At 41.1% G+C, this 17,834-nt stretch carries 19 protein-coding genes; 11 read left to right on the top strand and 8 right to left on the bottom strand.

Features of this window, described 5'->3' with window-relative positions; all coding sequences use genetic code 11:
* Positions 1-50: 50 nt before the first annotated feature.
* From MURRU_RS09595 to MURRU_RS09585, 3 genes are all read right to left on the bottom strand, one after another.
* Complete coding sequence (locus tag MURRU_RS09595) at positions 51-578, bottom strand: inorganic diphosphatase (RefSeq protein WP_014033265.1); 528 nt, start codon at positions 576-578, stop codon at positions 51-53.
* 238 nt (positions 579-816) lie between these two features.
* Positions 817-3,312, bottom strand: a complete 2,496-nt coding sequence (locus MURRU_RS09590) for a DUF5686 family protein (protein ID WP_014033264.1) — start codon at positions 3,310-3,312, stop codon at positions 817-819.
* Positions 3,313-3,465: 153 nt separating this feature from the next.
* Entirely contained in the window at positions 3,466-4,446 is a 981-nt protein-coding gene (locus MURRU_RS09585; RefSeq protein ID WP_014033263.1) for a pyruvate dehydrogenase complex E1 component subunit beta, read from the bottom strand.
* Between the two features lie 168 nt (positions 4,447-4,614).
* Here MURRU_RS09585 and MURRU_RS09580 point away from each other — a divergent pair, with 168 nt between their 5' ends.
* The 9 genes from MURRU_RS09580 to MURRU_RS09535 all read left to right on the top strand — a co-directional run bounded on the left by MURRU_RS09580 (position 4,615) and on the right by MURRU_RS09535 (position 13,007).
* Complete coding sequence (locus tag MURRU_RS09580) at positions 4,615-5,361, top strand: electron transfer flavoprotein subunit beta/FixA family protein (RefSeq protein WP_014033262.1); 747 nt, start codon at positions 4,615-4,617, stop codon at positions 5,359-5,361.
* A 188-nt stretch (positions 5,362-5,549) separates the two neighbouring features.
* Positions 5,550-6,518, top strand: coding sequence for an electron transfer flavoprotein subunit alpha/FixB family protein (locus tag MURRU_RS09575; protein WP_014033261.1), 969 nt, complete (start codon positions 5,550-5,552; stop codon positions 6,516-6,518).
* Between the two features lie 89 nt (positions 6,519-6,607).
* On the top strand, positions 6,608-7,237 hold the full coding sequence (locus tag MURRU_RS09570) for a bifunctional nuclease family protein (RefSeq protein WP_014033260.1): 630 nt from the start codon (positions 6,608-6,610) through the stop codon (positions 7,235-7,237).
* Positions 7,238-7,250: 13 nt separating this feature from the next.
* Positions 7,251-8,711 carry a NupC/NupG family nucleoside CNT transporter gene (locus tag MURRU_RS09565; protein WP_014033259.1) on the top strand — a complete coding sequence of 487 codons (1,461 nt, stop codon included), beginning with the start codon at positions 7,251-7,253 and terminating at the stop codon, positions 8,709-8,711.
* Positions 8,712-9,176: 465 nt separating this feature from the next.
* Positions 9,177-10,001 (top strand): thymidylate synthase, encoded by an 825-nt coding sequence (locus MURRU_RS09560; RefSeq protein WP_014033258.1) that lies wholly within the window; start codon positions 9,177-9,179, stop codon positions 9,999-10,001.
* 48 nt (positions 10,002-10,049) lie between these two features.
* Positions 10,050-10,955, top strand: a complete 906-nt coding sequence (locus tag MURRU_RS09555; RefSeq protein WP_014033257.1) for an RES domain-containing protein — start codon at positions 10,050-10,052, stop codon at positions 10,953-10,955.
* A 270-nt stretch (positions 10,956-11,225) separates the two neighbouring features.
* Positions 11,226-11,654, top strand: coding sequence for a Dabb family protein (locus MURRU_RS09545; protein ID WP_014033256.1), 429 nt, complete (start codon positions 11,226-11,228; stop codon positions 11,652-11,654).
* Between the two features lie 72 nt (positions 11,655-11,726).
* Positions 11,727-12,560: an alpha/beta hydrolase gene (locus MURRU_RS09540; protein WP_014033255.1), complete on the top strand. Its 834-nt coding sequence runs from the start codon at positions 11,727-11,729 to the stop codon at positions 12,558-12,560.
* Between the two features lie 216 nt (positions 12,561-12,776).
* Positions 12,777-13,007: a hypothetical protein gene (locus tag MURRU_RS09535; protein WP_014033254.1), complete on the top strand. Its 231-nt coding sequence runs from the start codon at positions 12,777-12,779 to the stop codon at positions 13,005-13,007.
* Between the two features lie 90 nt (positions 13,008-13,097).
* On the opposite strand, the gene MURRU_RS09530 is transcribed toward MURRU_RS09535, so the two are convergent.
* Together MURRU_RS09530 and MURRU_RS09525 are read right to left on the bottom strand one after the other, a co-directional pair.
* The gene (locus tag MURRU_RS09530) at positions 13,098-13,394 is read right to left on the bottom strand and encodes an isoamylase early set domain-containing protein (protein WP_014033253.1); all 297 of its coding nucleotides are present in this window, start codon (positions 13,392-13,394) and stop codon (positions 13,098-13,100) included.
* A 157-nt stretch (positions 13,395-13,551) separates the two neighbouring features.
* Positions 13,552-14,631, bottom strand: a complete 1,080-nt coding sequence (locus MURRU_RS09525) for an aminotransferase class V-fold PLP-dependent enzyme (RefSeq protein WP_014033252.1) — start codon at positions 14,629-14,631, stop codon at positions 13,552-13,554.
* 54 nt (positions 14,632-14,685) lie between these two features.
* Between MURRU_RS09525 and MURRU_RS09520 the strand changes: the two genes are divergently transcribed.
* On the top strand, positions 14,686-15,078 hold the full coding sequence (locus MURRU_RS09520) for a 2TM domain-containing protein (RefSeq protein ID WP_014033251.1): 393 nt from the start codon (positions 14,686-14,688) through the stop codon (positions 15,076-15,078).
* Positions 15,075-15,566, top strand: coding sequence for a dihydrofolate reductase (locus MURRU_RS09515; protein ID WP_014033250.1), 492 nt, complete (start codon positions 15,075-15,077; stop codon positions 15,564-15,566). Before MURRU_RS09520 ends, MURRU_RS09515 begins: the two co-directional genes overlap by 4 nt.
* A 3-nt stretch (positions 15,567-15,569) precedes the next feature.
* Here the strand turns inward: MURRU_RS09515 and murI are convergent, their stop codons facing one another.
* From murI to MURRU_RS09500, 3 genes are all read right to left on the bottom strand, one after another.
* Positions 15,570-16,349 carry a glutamate racemase gene (gene murI / locus MURRU_RS09510; RefSeq protein WP_014033249.1) on the bottom strand — a complete coding sequence of 260 codons (780 nt, stop codon included), beginning with the start codon at positions 16,347-16,349 and terminating at the stop codon, positions 15,570-15,572.
* Positions 16,350-16,433: 84 nt separating this feature from the next.
* Positions 16,434-16,943: an OmpH/Skp family outer membrane protein gene (locus MURRU_RS09505; protein ID WP_014033248.1), complete on the bottom strand. Its 510-nt coding sequence runs from the start codon at positions 16,941-16,943 to the stop codon at positions 16,434-16,436.
* A gap of 49 nt (positions 16,944-16,992) precedes the next feature.
* Complete coding sequence (locus MURRU_RS09500; RefSeq protein WP_014033247.1) at positions 16,993-17,814, bottom strand: OmpH/Skp family outer membrane protein; 822 nt, start codon at positions 17,812-17,814, stop codon at positions 16,993-16,995.
* Positions 17,815-17,834: the final 20 nt, after the last annotated feature.

Here is a 17,834-nt window from a genome sequence, read left to right as displayed (position 1 = left end):
GCGCCTTTAATTATTAAAAGCGCATTTTTTTAAAGTTATATTTAGGTAATTTATATCGTGTAAGCCCGCCTTTTTTTGTGGTCGCTATCTTCGTAGCGTTGTACACACTCATGGTATATTTTAACGGCCTCGTTAACGTCTCCCCATCCTCCGGTATCTACCTTCTTCTCTTCCAAATCTTTATATACTTGAAAGAAGTGCTCAATCTCCTTTAATCGATGTGGGTTCAATTCACTTATATCATCTCTTTTGCTCCAAATTGGGTCGGAAACCGGAACACAGATAATTTTTTCATCAGGACCTTTTTCATCGGTCATGTGAAAAACCCCAACAGGTTTTACCTCGATCACCACCATCGGATAGGTTGGCTCGGTGCACAGGACCAATACATCCAACGGGTCGCCATCCAAGGCCAAGGTTTCTGGAATAAACCCATAATCGCCCGGATACATCATTGAGGAAAATAAGGTTCGATCAAATCGAATTTTGTTGAGGGTAAAATCGTATTCGTACTTGTTTCTGCTACCTTTGGGTATTTCTACCAGTACATCAAAGGTAATACGTGGTTTTTTAGACATGTTAGTGATAAATTTATTGTGCAAAAATAACCAGTATAACTGGAATAGGGCGTATAAATTGGCTGTTTCGTATTAAATAAAAGAATTTCTTGAAACGAACAATCAAAGAGGCAGAGCCGTAGATGTATTTCACTTGTTTTATTTGCACCCTTTAGTTCAAAAACCAAAATTCCGTTATTTGGATTCCCGTTTTTCACGGGAATGACAATTTCAGTAAAACCCAAAGGGCCGCCTTTGATCAAAAGCTAAATCCGAAGGTTCCAGTTATCCCAAATGCTCTCGCATCTGGATTATCGAGGTAGTTTCCTCTAAAGTTAAAGTCAATCCGAAGTATTTTAAAAATGTTCCCCACACCAAGAGAATATTCCCAATACACTTGGTCCTCTGGAGCCATTAAAGGAATATTGGTCGGGGCACTCAAGGCTATGTTTTCCTCGGACAATTGTCCCCAAGCACCTCGGACTCCTACAATTTCCCTAAGATTGAGTTTACGCAATAATGGAATACGCGAGAATAATCTACCATTGAAGTTGTGTTCCAAGTGCACCGTAGCATAGGTATCGGTAACAAACTCGTAGAAATCCAGATTGGGAAATACATTATACAATGAAAATAGCGTCTGGTTACCCGGGATTACACTCAACAGCCCCAAAGGCACTTCCCCAAAGGTTTTTCCAAGTTCAACACTACTGGTCAACCTACCAAAACCGCCTATTTGCCATGGCTGTTGGTAAGAGAATTGGATTTTCTCGTAGTCAAAATCACTTTCCAAAAATCCATCCACACCTTTGGTGTATTTGAGGACCAAGGTGCTGTAATCATCATTAATGCTGGAGCGTTCCACTCCGTAACCAATGGTACGCTTGCCCGGTGTATAGATCAATGTGGTGTTAAGGTCAAACTGTTTTATTTCGGATGAAATGCCCGTGGGTGAAGCCGGGTCAACATAATCCAGACTAAATGCGTCAGGTAAAGCAGAGCTCAAGGTCCTAAAGGAACCGCCCACATTGATCTTGAAGTTTTTAACGGGCTCCATCTCCACATTCAGGGTTGACAGATTAATGTTTGTTAGACGGTCGTTGGAACCCACGGTAACCAAGGAGGATGAGGCTATACTTCTTCCCATTACATCATTGGTACTGGTAAGACTAAGTCCCAATTGTTCAATGTCCCTTCGATTTCCTCCAGATACAATGAGTCGGTTTTTTCTATCGAGCAAAAACTTGCCCGAAAACCCGTGCTTAAATTTTTTATCATCAAAACCATAGGCCATATATCCTTCCAAACGCCACATATCGTTCTGTCCAAAATAGGTCCGTGCACCGGCCCGCATACGAATACCTTCGGCATCATTATAACCAAAGGTGCTGTAGATATCACCAATATCGATATTCCATTTGTCTATTTCCACATATCCGGACCCTAAAATACTGACGATATCGTAGTATGTCCTGAACTTGGGAACAGTTTTTAAGGTATCCAGCAGTTTAAAGATTCCCGACTCATCCTCGTTCAAACTTTCCAAACGGGCATTTTTCCAGAAAACGATATCCTGCGAGAAAACCCTTGGGTCATACGGGTCGGCAACTGCCTTGTAAAAATTTTCTGGACGTGGGTTATCAAAATTATAATTATCAAAAACCGTGGTGCGTTTTCCATACACTCCCCGTGATTCTTCTTTTTTTGAAAAACTAAAATCACTCAACATATAATCCCGCTTCAAGAGAAAAACAGAATCGCTGACCACCTCAAAATCCTGCTCTATATAGATTTCCTTCACCCAATTGATATTGGCACTTTTGGTAACCTGCATGTTAATTTTTTTGATGGCAAAGGTGGTATCGTTCACCCAAAAGTCCCCTTTAAAGGTGAGTTCGTTTTTACGCCTCGGGTAATAAATAATATTGTAGCACCATTTATTGTCAATAAAGGTACTGTCGGACAAGACGTAGTTGTAGACATCAATTCCCGTTTTGGACAAGGGACTGGTGAAGCTTTTATCAAAAAACTTAAGGTAATTATCGTAAATGTCGTAATCGGAATATAAATCCTCCACAAAAGCGGTTATGGCCTGATTACCACTAAAACCTGAACTTTTATTTCCCAAAACATCTTCTTTTTCCCTATCCATTACATTATCGCCATACACTTTGGAAAATGTTTCGTTGAGGAACATGGGTAAATAGGTTTTTCCTGTGATTCGGGATGTATCCAAGTCCTCGAACATAAACTCCAACCCTTTGAAGAGTTTACTTTTGATCAAGGCACTGTCGATGGTATTGAGGTCAAACTCAATTTTTTCATATTTATCGTACTGGTACTGTTTAAACTTGCGTACTCCGTTCTCCCGTTTTTTGGACCAGATCTTTCTTAAAATATCGATGGCCGGATTATTTTTTTTGGATTGTTTACCCGTATAAACGATTACCTCTTGAAGTTGCTCAGTAGATTCTGTAAGTATGATCTCCATGCCATAGTTCACCTTTTGCTCCAAGGGAATTTCCTTGGTCTCGTAACCAATGAAAGATACTTTGATGGCATCATAGGTTTCGTCGGACTCCATATAAAAGCGCCCGTTATCATTGGTAATGGTTCCTTCGGAAGAGTTTGCAAAAATGATGTTGGCAAAGGCAATGGGCATGCCACTATCGTCGGTAACTACGCCTTCAATTTTAGTCTGTGCAGTAACGCAGGTAATAAAAGTCAGAAAAAAGACGGAAAGAAATCTTTTCATAGGCAGATATAAGGGACAATTGGAAAAACACAATGGTTCACCCACTAAACTTAGGTCAAATTTGGTTCAAAGTAATTTTTAATCAAAAAATATTCCCTAAAAAAAGCCCCATCAACAATGTTGACAGGGCTAATATACCGTACAAATATGATTCTAAAGCTTATATAACACTTTCTTAACAGCCTTTACAACATCTTCGTGGTTTGGCAACCACTCGGCCAAAAGAACTGGCGAATAAGGTGCTGGCGTATCCGCGGTGTTCAATTTTACGATAGGTGCATCCAAATAATCGAATGCTTTGTCCTGAACATGATAAATAATTTCGGTAGCCACATTCCCAAAAGGCCATGCTTCTTCCAAAATAACCAATCTATTGGTTTTCTTTACCGAGTTAAGGATAGCATCGTGGTCCATGGGACGCACTGTTCTTAAATCTATGATTTCACAACTGATACCTTCTTTCTCCAATTCATCAGCAGCTTTGTAAGCTTCTTTGATGATTTTTCCAAAGGAAACAATCGTCACATCGGAACCCTCCCTTTTAATATCGGCAACCCCAAGTGGAATGGTATATTCCCCTTCAGGAACTTCACCCTTGTCGCCATACATCTGTTCTGATTCCATGAAAATCACGGGGTCATCATCACGGATGGCCGTCTTCAACAGTCCCTTAGCATCGGCAGGGTTCGAAGGAACCACAACCTTAAGCCCTGGAGTGTTGGCATACCAGCTTTCAAAAGCTTGTGAGTGCGTTGCACCCAATTGCCCTGCAGAAGCCGTTGGCCCCCTAAATACGATCGGGCAATTGAACTGACCTCCCGACATCTGACGAATTTTGGCGGCGTTGTTTATTATTTGGTCTATTCCCACCAAGGAGAAATTGAATGTCATAAATTCTATAATCGGTCTGTTGCCGTTCATAGCAGAACCCACGCCGATTCCGGCAAAACCAAGTTCTGAAATCGGGGTATCGATTACCCGTTCTGGTCCGAATTCATCCAACATGCCTTTGGAAGCTTTGTAAGCACCGTTGTACTCGGCTACTTCCTCGCCCATCAAATAAATGGTATCATCCCTTCGCATTTCTTCGGACATAGCCTCGGCTATTGCCTCTCTAAACTGTAATGTTTTCATTAAATCGTACTAAATATTTATAGTCTGCTTAAAAACGCAAGCAAAAATAGCAAAAACTACCCGAAATGTGCTTGGACAAAAACCAAAAAAAGCACAAAATTTATTATGCATGCATAATAAATTTCAGATTTTATACCTATATTTGAGCAGATAAACCTTTAAGTATATATGAAGATTTTAGTTTGCATAAGCAACGTACCGGATACTACTTCCAAAATCAATTTTACGGAAGGCGATACCAAGTTTGACACAAACGGGGTTCAATTTGTTATTAATCCAAACGATGAATTTGGGCTTACCCGAGCCATGTGGTTCAAGGAAAAGCAAGGTGCAACGGTCCATGTGGCCAATGTTGGCGGGGCCCAAACCGAGCCTACCATTAGAAAAGCCCTGGCCATTGGTGCCGACGAAGCCATTCGGGTAAATGCCGAACCAACGGACGGTTTTTTTGTGGCCCAACAGTTGGCCGAAGTGGTCAAAAATGGGGATTACGACCTTATAATTGCCGGACGTGAATCCATCGACTATAACGGTGGTATGGTACCTGGAATACTAGCCACTTTGTTGGATATAAACTTTGTGAATACCTGTATAGGTTTGGAAATAGATGGAACCAATGCAACCGCAATTCGCGAAATTGATGGAGGTAAGGAAAAAATAAGTACTTCGCTCCCATTGGTTATCGGTGGACAAAAAGGACTGGTTGAGGAAAGTGACCTTCGTATTCCTAATATGAGAGGCATTATGATGGCACGTAAAAAAGCATTGAACGTGGTTGAACCAATTGATGCCACACAACCTACACAAGACCAAAAATTTGAAAAACCTGCTGCCAAAGGACCCGTTAAATTGGTCGATGCCGGTAATGTGGGAGAATTGGTCGAACTGCTGCACAACGAAGCAAAAGTGATTTAAAATCAACTACCTTTGGGCAAACCCACGAGGTATTCAAACAAAGAAAATTAATTCATTTCGACGTAGAACGTCGGGGAATAAAACCCTCAATGAGGGATTAAAATCTAAAAATCCCTGCCTGCCGCAGGCGGGCAAGTTCCAAAAATATCTTGGAATTTGGGGTTTGAATATTGAAATTTCAAAAAATTATGTCAGTATTAGTATATACAGAATCCCTAAAGGGGAAATTCAAAAAAAACGCCTTCGAAGTAGCTTCTTATGCACATAAAGTGGCACAGGACTTAGGCACAAGCGTTACCGCGGTCTCTTTTAATGCTGAGGATGATGCCTCATTGGGAGTCTACGGAATTTCCAAGGTTTTAAAAGTCACTGATGACTCATTGGCAACTTTCAATGCCAAAGCCTACGCTGATGCATTGGCCCAAGCTGCTAAAGCAGAAGATGCCAAAGTAATTATATTGAGTTCCAGCGCGGACAGCAAATTTTTGGCACCCATCCTTGCGGCAAAATTAATTGCGGGCTACGTACCCAATGTAGTGGCTGCACCGGAAAGCACTTCCCCATTTGTGGTGAAGCGAACCGCTTTCAGTAACAAAGGATTTGCCATGACGGAGATTTCTTCCGATATCAAGGTAATCGGAGTTTCCAGCAACGCTTTTGGAGTAGTGGAAAATAACGTTTCCGCTTCTGTGGAAGATTTTAGCCCATCTTTAGATGATGATGCCTTTACAGTTAAATCCGTAGAAGTGGACAGAATAGTCGGAAAAGCGACCATTGCCGATGCCGATATTGTGGTTTCTGGGGGTCGTGGACTCAAAGGACCTGAAAATTGGGGCATGGTTGAAGAATTGGCCGATGTACTTGGAGCCGCAACGGCTTGTTCCAAACCAGTGTCCGATATGGGATGGCGTCCGCACAGCGAACACGTAGGACAAACCGGAAAACCGGTTGCGAGCAATCTTTATATTGCCATCGGTATCTCTGGGGCCATACAACATTTGGCAGGCATAAATGCTTCCAAAGTAAAAGTAGTCATCAACAACGACCCAGAAGCACCGTTCTTTAAGGCCGCAGATTATGGAATTGTTGGGGATGCTTTCGAAGTAGTACCCGAACTCATCGAAAAATTAAAGGAATTTAAAGCACAAAACGCTTAAATTTTGTTAATTTGCCCATTGCAAGGGGCTGTTCAGATAACTGGTAAAGCCACTTATTTGAACGGCCCTTTTGCTTTAGGAGGAGATATATGAGTTTAGTAAGGTTAAAAATAAAGGGGATTTCATACAGCCAAACACAAAATGGCGCGTATGCCCTTATTTTAAATGAAGAGGAGGGAGATAGAAAACTTCCCATTGTTATAGGCGCATTTGAGGCACAGTCCATTGCCATTGCATTGGAAAAAGAGATAAAACCGCCCAGACCCTTGACCCACGATTTGTTCAAGAACTTTGCGGACAGGTTTCAGATTGTGGTCAAGCAGGTGATTATCCACAAATTAGTGGATGGCGTATTTTATTCCAGCATTATTTGTGAGCGCGATAACAATGAGGAAATTATTGATGCTCGAACCAGTGATGCCATTGCGCTTGCACTCAGGTTCAACGCTCCTATTTTTACTTACAAAACCATTTTGGACAAAGCTGGAATCTTCCTAAAATTCTCTTCCAAAGAAAAAGAAGAGGGTGAAGATGACAGCATCATGGTCGATGAAATCCTTCAAGAAGGAGAGGCTGTAGAAATAGAATCCGGTTCTGATACACATGGGTACCGAGAAATGTCCTTACAAGAACTCCATAAAGAACTGGATAAGGCAGTAGCCAACGAAGACTATGAAAAGGCTGCCAAATTGAGGGACGAAATTTCCAAGCGCAAATAACCAACCAACGTACATGGCGAAAAAGACCCAAAGTTTACTGATACTTTTATTCATTTGTTCGGTCACTTTCGGCCAAGATTCATTGCCCGCAGATTCACTTAACATTGCCATTGGCTCCACCATTACGGAGAATATCCCACAACAGGGAGCAACAGAAATCATCCCCAACCAAGGGTTTACCATTACCACTTTGTTACGTGGTGCTTTGGGTATGGCGGCGCTCATCCTTATTTCATTTTTGTTCAGTTCCAACCGAAAAGCCATTAATTGGAAAACGGTGGGCATAGGCCTATCCCTTCAAATATTGATAGCCATTGGAGTATTAAAGGTTCGTTTTATTCAATACCTATTTGATCAGGTAGGAAACATTTTTGTAAATATTTTGGACTTTACCCGGGCAGGAAGCCAATTCCTGTTTGAAGGGCTTGTGGTGGATATGGACACCTTCGGCTATATTTTTGCCTTTCAGGTATTGCCGACCATTATATTTTTCTCCGCTTTGACCTCGGTACTTTATTACTTGGGGGTTATTCAGGTGGTGGTTAAATGGATGGCGTGGTTACTTTCCAAAACTTTGGGAATATCCGGGGCTGAAAGTCTTTCCGTGGCAGGTAACATTTTTTTGGGTCAGACCGAGGCCCCTTTACTGATCAAGGCCTATCTGGAAAAAATGAACAAGTCCGAAATCCTTTTGGTGATGATCGGCGGCATGGCTACCGTGGCGGGAGCCGTTTTAGCCGCCTATATTGGATTTTTAGGGGGCGACGACCCCGAACTACGCTTGGTATTTGCCAAGCACCTTTTGGCCGCATCGGTAATGGCTGCACCTGGCGCCATTGTCATTTCAAAAATATTATATCCCCAAACGGAAAAAGTAAATACCGATGTTGAGGTTTCCTCCGAAAAAATTGGTGCAAACATCTTGGATGCCATTGCCAACGGAACTACCGAAGGCTTAAAACTCGCCTTGAATGTTGGGGCCATGCTCCTGGTTTTTGTAGCTTTTATTGCTATGATCAACGGCATCTTGGGTTGGGTCGGTGATGTAACCACCTTTAATAATTGGATTGCCGCCAATTCCCCTTATGAAAGTTTTTCTTTGGAATCCATTCTAGGAACCGTGTTTGCCCCACTCATGTGGCTCATTGGTGTCGCCAACGAAGATATTATGCTCATGGGTCAGTTGCTTGGAATAAAATTGGCCGCAAGCGAATTTGTCGGATACATTCAATTGGCCGACCTTAAAAATGTGACGAGCGGTGTACACTTCACTTATAACAAATCCGTAATCATGGCCACGTATATGCTCTGTGGGTTTGCCAACTTCGCATCCATCGGCATTCAAATTGGTGGTATCGGTTCTTTAGCTCCCGGTCAGCGTAAGGTACTTTCTTCTTTTGGAATGAAGGCGGTTTTGGGCGGATCGTTAGCTTCCTTGTTGTCCGCTACCATTGCGGGGATGATTTTGGGGTAGATAGGGATAAAAGAATGGAGAGAGCGTCAGTTCGAGTAATTTTTGGTGGTTGAGCCCTTCGACTATGCTCAGGATAAACTAAAGTCGAAACCAAAGAAAATCGTATCGAGAACAAGCGTTACTTTATTGAAATTCTGACTCTCGATACAATTTTTATCGTTTTCACGCTAAAAACCACTCGAGTTGACAAATTTTAATCAAAATACTTTGCTTACATCTTTAATACACCAATAACACTTCAACCAAAAACCCTTACCCTTTACCCCATCACAGTTAATAAACTTTTCATAAGTCTTTCCGATTTCTGTTTCAAAAACTTGATTATTGAAGTAATTTAGATGGATTTATTTTTTGTCACATCGAGCGCAGCGGGGATGACCTAGGTTTAATCTGATAAGATTTCTCGATACAATTTTCCGCTAGCGGAAAACCACTCGAAATGACATTGTTAACGGAACAGACAGCATGAAACAATACCACGACCTTCTTAAACACGTATTGGAGCACGGGAACCAAAAAGGCGACCGTACAGGAACAGGAACCTTGAGCGTTTTTGGCTATCAAATGCGATTTGACCTCTCCGAGGGCTTTCCCATGGTGACCACCAAAAAATTGCACCTGAAATCCATTGTTCACGAACTTTTGTGGTTTTTAAAAGGCGACACCAATGTGGCCTACCTCCAAGAAAACGGCGTGCGTATTTGGAACGAATGGGCCGATGAAAACGGTGATTTGGGCCCCGTGTACGGACACCAATGGCGCAATTGGAACAGCGAGGAAATTGACCAGATCAAGGATGTGGTGGAAACCTTGAAGAACAACCCCAATAGCCGTAGAATGTTAGTTTCTGCATGGAATCCCAGCGTAATGCCCGATACTTCGGTTTCTTTCTCGGAAAATGTGGCCAACGGAAAGGCAGCGCTTCCACCCTGCCATGCTTTTTTCCAGTTTTATGTGGCCGATGGCAAACTATCTTGCCAATTGTACCAGCGCAGTGCGGACATTTTTTTAGGGGTACCGTTCAATATTGCGTCCTATGCCCTGTTCACCTTAATGATGGCCCAAGTATGCGGTTACCAACCTGGAGAGTTTATCCACACCTTTGGTGATGCGCATATTTACAACAACCACATGGAACAGGTGGAACTGCAATTGAGCCGTAACCCACGCCCCTTGCCCACTATGCAACTGAACCCCGAAGTAAAGGACATTTTCTCTTTTACCTTTGACGATTTTGAACTGCAGAACTACGACCCGCACCCGCATATTAAAGGGGTTGTGGCGGTTTAAGCCTTAGTTTGTACCGAAAGGCAGATTTCCACAAATTATGAATATAATATGGATGAGCTAGAACAGATTACATCAAAAGAATTGGAATCATTTCCCAGTTTAAGTCAATATAAGTCAGATTTATCAAAACTTGGTAAACTAGATTTAAGCCAGCTTAATGTTGAGCAAAGACTAGATAAAATCTATGATTTGGCTAGAACCATCCCTGGCAGCATTGGATGGATGAAACCTGAACAATTTAATTATCATAGCTTTTATAGGGTACGTAAAAACATTGATAAATCTGTGGAAGATATAACATTAGTACAAACATATTCATACCCTCCTCCTAAGGCTTGTTTTGAGAATGGCAGAGCTAATTTAAAGGGTAAAAGTGTATTCTACTGTTCCAATGAAGCGGATGCTGCCATTAGAGAAACCAAACCAGAAAAAGATGATGAAATATATTTAAGTGTTTGGAAAGGAATTGCGAAAAATAGTATAAAAATAGGAAATCTTCTGCCTCCCAATTTAAACAGACAAAACATTTGGAGTCATATGGCTAAAGAGGTATTTGAACAAACCATTAATTCATTACCTAGTAAAGTTGGAGATAGATCTAATCATATCTTAACTCTTTACAGATTCTTTGCAGAAAAATTTCGGAGCGAACAAAAGCCCTATTATCTCACTTCAATAATTAGTTGGGAATATTTATACGGTCAAATGTGGAGAGATTTTATTGTATACCCTAGTTATTTATCAAATGAAAGATTTTGCAATATGGCTTTCCATCCAAACTCCGTTAATCAAAATTTGAAATTTGATAAATTAATCAAATTGAAGGTAATGGGACATAATTCGGATGGACCAATTTTTAAGATAGGAAGCAAAGTAGGATATATTGAAAACACTAAAATGTTATGGCGAGAAAAAACAGGACAAGAAATTAACCTTTTTAAAAAAATTAAATAATGTGTTATTTAATTAAAACCCCCCTGCTAGCGCGAGCCTCTTGGCTCGTGTCAAGTACAGAATGTTAAGTGGGTGGAACGAGCGTAACGCTCGCGCCAACAACGGCGTCATGCTGAACTCGTTTCAGCATCCCATCAAAATAGGCAAACAAGCTTGTGAGACCCTGAATCAAGTTCAGGGTGACGGTAAAATAGTTGATGTACAAGCAGAAACAGTACTAATCTGTAAAATTGTACATTTGATTCAAATCAGTATAAACAAATAATTCCCATGAAAACCACCGCAATCACCCTTTTTGCCGCACTATTATTTGCCAGTTGTGGCGAACAACCTAAAAAAGAAACCACCGAAAAAGAAGAAGAAAAAACTGTGAAAGAAACGGAGGCAACAGCAGTACCAAAATTGCGCCACGTAGTATTGTTCAAATTTAAGGAAACCTCTTCCGAAGCCGATATACAACAGGTAGAAGAGGCCTTTAACGCCTTGCCCTCCAAAATTTCCGAAATAAAGGGCTACGAATGGGGCACGAACAACAGCCCGGAGAATTTAAACAAAGGACTTACGCATTGCTATTTCCTGACCTTTGCCAGCGAAGAAGACCGAGACACTTATCTTACCCACCCCGACCATGTAGCGTTTGGCGATATTGCCGGCCCACACATTGCGGATGTGCTGGTGGTGGATTATTGGACGGAGTAATTTAAAAGATACTGAATTTGAGTCAGCATCACGATTACGATAATATTTCGTTCTTTAATTGATATAGCAACAATGAAATATTTCTTCGCCTACCTTTTTTGTGTTCTTCTCGGTCCAACCCAACTCTTATTTGGTCAAGACGGAAACACTATTGAACTTGGCAACACTTTATCGATACACTCACAGATCCTCAATGAGAATCGCAATCTCTTAGTAAGCTTACCTGATTCTTACCAAGACCCATACAAAGCCAATTCAACGTATCCGATAATTATTTTATTGGATGGATTTGTTCACTTTAAAGTCACTTCTGGCATTGTAGGTTTTATGGGTTCACGCACCAATCGAAACTATTTGATGCCAGAAACTATTGTGGTTGCCATAGAAAATGTAGATCGTGAACGGGATTTTACGGTTACCAAACTAAAGACCAAACGGCCAAACACAATGGGTGGGGGCAAAAATTTCCTGAATTTTATTGAAAAAGAATTGATTCCATTCTTGGATGACAAATACCGAACAACCTCACATCGAACCTTAATCGGCCATTCCCTTGGAGGTTTGTTGACCATTAACGCCTATTTGGGCGAAGCTAAGCTGTTTGACGCCTATTTAGCCATAGACCCCAGCATTTGGTGGGACGAAACTGTTATGCTTGAAAAAGTAAAGAGTACAACACAGACCTCTATCGGCAAAAAATTGTATGTAGCGACCGCTAACCAAGGAAAAGCCAATTATGAACGAAACAAAAAGCGACACGATAGCTTCATAGCATTTTTGCAAGAGCGTTGGGGTGAAAAACTAACGATAAAGCAGGACTATTTTGAAAAAGAGGACCATCGTTCTGTTCCACTTCCAGCAATTTACGAAGGGTTAAAATATCTAAACAAAACAGTTGAGCAATAAGAGAAGTCCAATACATGTCTTTACCGTATATGCAACCCATATACCACATGACCGTCTTATAAAAACTGTTATGCTATGAAAAAACTATTTTCCTTATTGCTCTTGTTGGTTGTCGGATGTTCTTAAGACGATAGTGATGCCGAAGTATACATTCGATTATCCAATGTTAGCGCCTACGATTATCAAAATATAACCGCGAACACTTCGACCGGGCGTTTGGACTATGAAAACTTAGGTTCCGGTGAGCTTTCAGCATACCAACTGGTTGCAAAAGCATATAGTTATGCCTTTGTTGAACTTGAAATAGATGGAGAAACGTATACGATTCAACCCATAGACTATGTTGGGGAATCAACCTTAAGTAGCGGTTATTATACCTATCAAATAGATGCCAATGATACTACGGAACAATATGACCGACTCAGTATTTCTCTGGTAGAGGATTGATTACGGAGTAAAATCGAATTCCAAAAACGGCTAAGTTCGGGAAAAATCACCACCGGTTTTGGGGTCAACTGATGGTGAATCCAAATGTTTTTATACTTCCAAAACGGCGTTTTCGGTGCCCGCGTAGTCGTTCCACTGGAAACGATCGGCCTCGGAATCGTTGGTGTAATTACCGTCGATCAAGTATCTAAATTCGTAGCTGTTCTCCACAGGCAGGTCAAACGTACCCTTAAAGGTTCCGTTCTTTAATTTCTTCAAGCTACTCTTCTTGGGGTTCCATTTATTGAAATCCCCAACTACAGCAACTGATTTTGCCTCTTCTGCAGCAACAGTAAAAGTTACTTTGCAAACAGGCTTGCTCTTTAGGTATTGTTTTTTGATCGCCATGGTACCAATAATTTAAATTTAAGGGCAAAGCAACAGATAAAACCTCTTATTTACAATGAGTTACGTTCGATTTATCAAATTGATAAAATGCCCCTAACAATAGGGTTACTTTTACAAAAATAAGCACTAATATTTCCTGAAAAATGATTCAGATCATTCAGGGCTTCAATATTCTTGCAATGGCTTCGATTTCATCTTCAGTATTGTAAAAATGAAAACTCAACCGGATGCCTCCTCCCCTCGCGGATGCCACTATATTTTCTTCCGTTAATTTATTGAAAAGTTTTTCATCTCCCTTAATGTTGAAAATAGTACTATGCTGCTTTCTTTTGATGATGGCTGGTTCCAAAAGATGAAGATCAGAAAAGACGGACATGGCCTTTTTGGACAGTTTTTGCAATTGTACTTGCACATCTTCCTGACCAATTTCGTCCAAAAATTTAACGGCGAATTCCAAACTTCCAAAATTGAGGGAATCCAAATGGCCTGGCTCCAAAAATTTACAAAAGGTTATGCTGTTACGTTTGGATGCATCGTTATCCACAGAACCGTTTCCAATTCCACGAAGCTCAAACTGATCCATCACTTCGTCTTTCACCAAGAAAAAGCCATTGCCATAACCGGCCAACATCCATTTATAGGCACTCGTCCCCAAAATATCAATCCCCGAATTTTTAAAATCAAAAGGTTCTGTACCACAATATTGGGTGCCATCTGCCAGAATTATCAGGTTGGGAAACTCTTTTTTTAAATCTTTCAGAAAATCAAAATCAATACGAACGCCATCTACCCATTGCACCAAACTGAGTGCAAGAATATCCACATCGCCCTTTTTGACTTTAGCGTATATGTTTTCCTCCATGTGCTCATCGGCATCCACATAATCCCGCTTAAAATTTCGGGTCTCGAAGGGCCAGTTTACACTCGGGTAATCTTTATTGACGAGCAACACTTTTTTGTCATTGGGCAAACCTTCCAACAACAAATTGAACCCCAAACTAAAATTGGGGACCAAAGCCACATTTTCGGGCTTACAATTGAAAAATTTTCCGACGGTTTTCTTGATTTCGGGCATGTGGGCAAAGCCCTTCATTTTCATTTCGCTACCGCCAATAAGGTAATCGAGGTCGTGCCCTTGACGCCATTCCATCAAATCTTCGCTCAACAGACCTGCGGAGGCGGTATTGGCATAAACACATTGGTTAAGAACAGGGAATTTTTTTCTTAAGTTTTGCATGTCGGGATTTTTGGATACAATTCAGTTATCTTTGTTGATAAAGATAGCCATTCCATGTTGTCATTTGGTAAAAAGAAGAAGCCTGAAATTGATTTGGAGCAACACGAACTTTTGGAATATGCCCATAAACGCATCAAACAAAAGAAAAGGTTGTTCATCCACTGTGTGATTTTTTTGATCGGAAGTATTTTTTTGATTCTCGCCAACAAGGTCCTCAAATACGGCGAGCCTTACGATTGGTCTATCTGGATTGTTTGCGCTTGGTCTTTTTTACTCACCCTGCACACCTTCAATGTTTTTGTAACCTACAAGTTTATGGGCCAGAATTGGGAGCGTCAACAACGTGAACGATTGGTAGATCTTCAAAAGAAACGTATCGGCGAAATCCAAAAAGAAATTGAGACGGACTTTCCGCTTTCCAAAATCAATAAAAAAAAAGATCAGTGAAGCGATTGATCATTATTGCAGCCGCAGGTGAAAACAATGCCTTGGGCAAGGACAACGACCTTGTGTGGCACTTACCGGATGATTTTAAGCGTTTTAAAAGTTTGACCTCCGGGCACAAAATAATCATGGGCCGGAAGACCTTGGAAAGCTTCCCGAAACCATTGCCCAACCGAACGCACATCGCCATTACAAGAGATGAAGATTACACGCCAAAGTTCCCTTGCACCATTGTGCACTCCATTAGTGAGGCCATTGGTTTGGTGAAAGACAATGAAACTGCTTTTATTATTGGTGGCGGCAAAATTTACAAACAATCCATGGCCATTGCCACGGACATAGAGCTCACACGGGTACATGGCACTTTTGAGGCCGATGCTTTTTTTCCTGAAATTGATAAGGACCAATGGGAGTTGGTGAATGAAGAACATCATCCAAAGGATGATAGGCACAAGTACGATTTTACTTACCTTTCGTATACCAGAAAATAGGGTTTAAAAATCCAGATAGGACACTTGGGCGGTCGGACTGTCTATCAATTCTTTCAATACTTTGACCTCTGCATTGGTGTAAAAGACATGCACTGGGTCACCATCAAAATCCGAAAGTAATTTATGTTGCTCCAGAACAGCTTTGGTTTGGCGAGCCACGGCTTCGCCCGAATCTATAATGTTGATGTGTTCTGGCAATATATCCTTAAGCACTGGCATTAAGTACGGGTAATGGGTACAACCAAGCACCAAACAATCTATATTTTGATCTAACATCGGCTGTAAAAAGCCTTGCAAAAGCGTTTTCATCTCTTTGGATTGAATTTTACCTGCTTCAATGAATTCCACCAACCCTTTGCCCTCTTGTTCCAGCACGGTAATTCCTTCGGCGAAGAGTTTGGAAGTATTGTGAAACAAACTGCTGGAGAGCGTTCCTTTGGTGGCCAAAACCCCCACTTTTTTGGTTTTGGTATGTAGTGCCGCAGGTTTTATGGCTGGCTCAATTCCAATAAACGGCACAGCATAATGAGAACGGAGGTAATCTATGGCGTTTGTTGTGGCAGTATTGCAGGCCACCAGAACAATTTTACAGCCTTGACCCAGTAAATATTCCGTATTCTTGATGCTGAGCCTTAGAATCTCTTCTTTTGACTTTTCACCATAAGGAGCATTGGCGCTATCGGCCAAGTAAATGGTTTTTTCGCTGGGAAGTATCTTTGCTACTTCTTTCCAAATGGATGTACCCCCTACTCCTGAGTCAAATATTCCTATTGGTTTTGCCATACCTAAAAATAGTCCCTAAAATTATTATCGCATAAAAAAACCGCTTTTATTAAAAGCGGTTTTTAAATATTGTAAAATCACGGTTTAGAAACCCAATTCTTGTTTTACTTCTTGCAAAAGGTCCGGGCCTTTGGCCACGATCAAGCTCAAACCTGGGCTGGCATCGATTACGTAATCATAGCCTTTGGCCGCTGCTACTTTTTCGATAGCTGCTTTTGCTTTTTCAGAAATTGGAGCAAACAATTCTTGTTGTTTTTTCTGCATTTCTTGCATGGCCGCCTGCTCAGCTTCTTGAATGTTTTTCTCGAACCCTTGAAGCTCTACCGCTCTTTGTTCGTTTTCTTCCCTTGTTTTGGAAGTGGCTTCGTTCTGGTATTGGGTATACTTGTTTTGAAGCTCTGTCATGGAGCTTTGAATGTCTGCTCTGTAGGTTTCTTGTAATTTCTTCAATTCAGCTTGTGCAGCCTTCATCTCCGGCATTTCAGACAATAGTTGCTGTACATTAATGTGTGCAACCTTGCTCTGTGCATTTACAAAACCCGTAGCCGCAACAAACAATACTAGGGCTACAGCAATCCTTTTTACATTTTTCATGATTCTCAACGTTACTTTTTTGACTTTAAATTTAGTGTTTCAATATAAATTATCCTATTGAATCCTTTTGTTGTTCTTGCGCTTTTTTTCGTTCTTCCAATTTGGCTTTCCGCTGGGCTTCACGCTCTTCCAATAATTTTTTCCTTCGTGCTTCGTATGCTTTCTTGCGCTCTTCGCGTTCCTTCAACTTTTCGGCCCTTCTTTCTTCTGCTGCCTTCTCTCTTTCGTTTTGGGCTTCAGCAGCTTGCTCCTGTCTTTCCTTTAGGGCATCACTGATTTGGTCCTCCTCTTCTTGGAACTGCTCCAAACGGCTTTGATCCTCCTGTTTTTTGTTGGATGCACTGATTTTTCTGGTGCGTCCTATCTCCCTTAAAACCAAGTCACTGATATCGTGTCTTTTTTCGGAGTACAACATTACAACATCTGCGGATTTATCAAAAATAAAATCGTATCTTTTATTGGCACCGATTTTTTGAACTTCGTTGAAAACCTGATCCTGTATCGGCTGTATTAAAAGTTGTTTTTGCAATACCAAATCCCCTTGCGGTCCAAAACGGTCTTGTTGGTAGTCCAACATTTCCTTTTCCAAAATTTGGATTTCCTCTTCCCGCTCCAGAATCAGTTCATCGGTCAAAAGCACTTTTTCCGCCATCAAATCTTTTTTCATTTGATCAATAACGCTTTGCTTCAGCTCAATTTCTTGTTTCCATTTTTGGGCCTTGGCGTTTAATTGTTCTGTAGCATCCCGATACTCTTCCACATTTTCGAGGATATATTCCATATCCACATACCCTATTCGCACTCCCCTCTGGGAGAACCCATAAAGGGACGACATCAAAACAACTAATGACAAAAGAACTTTGGTATTCATCTTTGATTCCGCTTTTTACA

The organism is Allomuricauda ruestringensis DSM 13258, from assembly GCF_000224085.1.
Taxonomy (GTDB): domain Bacteria; phylum Bacteroidota; class Bacteroidia; order Flavobacteriales; family Flavobacteriaceae; genus Flagellimonas; species Flagellimonas ruestringensis.
This window is presented reverse-complemented; position numbering and strand designations above follow the sequence as displayed.